The 1,720-nt window shown below is 62.3% G+C and carries 3 protein-coding genes; 1 reads left to right on the top strand and 2 read right to left on the bottom strand.

Translation table 11 applies throughout. The features are described from left to right. Positions 1–5 precede the first annotated feature (5 nt). On the top strand, positions 6–797 hold the full coding sequence (locus tag JMF90_RS35915; RefSeq protein ID WP_011547751.1) for an IclR family transcriptional regulator: 792 nt from the start codon (positions 6–8) through the stop codon (positions 795–797). 54 nt (positions 798–851) lie between these two features. Here the strand turns inward: JMF90_RS35915 and JMF90_RS35910 are convergent, their stop codons facing one another. Further along, on the bottom strand, positions 852–1,304 hold the full coding sequence (locus JMF90_RS35910) for a type VI secretion system amidase immunity protein Tai4 (protein ID WP_011547752.1): 453 nt from the start codon (positions 1,302–1,304) through the stop codon (positions 852–854). Beyond that, the coding region (locus tag JMF90_RS35905; RefSeq protein WP_201326235.1) for a type VI secretion system amidase effector protein Tae4 at positions 1,301–1,720 on the bottom strand (420 nt) is incomplete at its 5' end. The genes JMF90_RS35905 and JMF90_RS35910, both read right to left, overlap by 4 nt.

Below are 1,720 nucleotides of genomic sequence, written 5' to 3'. Positions count from 1 at the left end.
TCGCCATGGAAACGTCGCCCGACCAAGCAAACGATCTGCTGTTCAACCAGTCGCTGGAAAAAGGGCTCAACGTGCTGCGCGCGTTCAGCGCGAAGCGGCGCACGATGACGCTGGCGGAAGTGGCCGACGCGGCGGGCATGACGAAAAGCTCCGCGCAGCGGATGGTCTATACGCTCGAGAAGCTCGGCTACATCCGCAAGCATCCGGTCACGCGGCGTTATCAGCTCACGCCGCACGTGATGCGGATCGGCTTCAACTATCTCGCGGCCGATACGTTGATCGACGTCGCGAATCCGTTCCTGTCCGAGCTGACGAACCTGACCGGCGAAACCACCAACCTCACCGAGCCGGACGAGGACGAAATGGTGTACGTCGCGCGTTTCGTGTCGACGAAGTTCGTGCCGATCCACATGCCGATCGGCAGCCGTATCCCGATGTACTGCACCGGCAGCGGCCGCGCATTCCTGAGCGCGTTGCCGCCGGATCACGCACGCGCACGGCTCGACGGCATGGTGCGTACGCCGCACACGCCGCGCACGGTCACGGCGCTGGACGATCTCGTCGCGTTGCTCGATGGCGCGCGGCGCGAAGGCTACGCGACCAACCAGGAAGAACTGTTCATCGGCGACATGTCGATTGCCGCGCCCGTGCTCGGCAGTCAGGGGCAGCCGGTCGCGGCCGTGCACGTGGTCGCGCCGACGAGCCGCTGGACGTTCGACGACGCGCGCCGCAAGCTCGCGCCGGCGGTGATCGACTGCGCGCGCGGGATCAGCAATTCGATCCGGACGCTTGAATAGCGTCGACGAAACGGCATACGGCGCGCCGTTGCATCGCGCAACGGCGTTCGATCGCTACTGCGGCTTGGGCGGATGCTCGGTTCGATAGGTACGGTTCGGACGCGATACGAGCTGCTTCGCTGCAGCGTCCAGTTCCTTGCCGTGATACAGGTCGATGCACTTCAGGAAGTCGAACTTCACATCCGCGACTTCCGATTCGACAACCGGATTCCGATAGTCGCGAGCCAGATACTTCGCGACCAGCGCATGAATGACGTCCGGCGCACGTTCCATGTCGTAGTAGGTCCAGTCGCGCAACGCGCTGATGCTGCTGCCGATGTCCTTGCTCGCGCCGGGCGCCTGCTTGTATGCGGCAGCCAGGCACTCCGCGAACGCCATGTCCTTGAAGTTCTGGAGGTAAGTTCGTGAGCCGGCCTCGGGCGATGTTTGTGCGACGTCCTTCGCCACGACCATCGTCGGTTGAAACGCGATGCACGCCAACGCGGCAGCGATCCGGACTCCCCTCATGACAGGCTCCAAAAATTTGCGCGATCGGTACGATACCGCGCGCCCGGTTCGTTGAAGTAACAATGGTCGTAGCACGTCCGCCCGTTAAACAGCGTGGCGTGGCCCTGTGCATCGCTCCACCCCGACACCTCGAACAGGAGGACGCCCTGCCGACCCGCAAGTGGCCCTCCGTTCGACGGCGGGTATTTGACGCCCTCAGCCTTCCCCCAGCGTTGCTCGAGAAAACGAATCAAATCCCTGACACGGAAAAAGTATTGCCGATTGTCTCTGCCCGATACCGTTTGCTCGGGGATTCGCGGTATCACCATGCCAGCTTCACCCAGGATATAACTCATCCTCACCGCGCAAGTATTGCTCCATCGCTCTGTCGGATTCGGATTGTTGACGTTCTTCTCGACGTATCCACCTATCACTTT

The organism is Burkholderia sp. E168m23 (genome assembly GCF_016586125.1).
GTDB classification, from domain to species: Bacteria; Pseudomonadota; Gammaproteobacteria; order Burkholderiales; family Burkholderiaceae; genus Burkholderia; species Burkholderia orbicola.
Note: the sequence above shows the minus strand (reverse complement) of the source record. Positions and strands in the feature narration are given on the sequence as shown.

Coding starts and splice junctions, on each gene's coding strand:
- JMF90_RS35910 (WP_011547752.1), bottom strand. CDS start 1,304: ATGAGGGGAGTCCGGATCGCTGCCGCGTTGGCGTGCATCGCGTTTCAA.
- JMF90_RS35915 (WP_011547751.1), top strand. CDS start 6: ATGGAAACGTCGCCCGACCAAGCAAACGATCTGCTGTTCAACCAGTCG.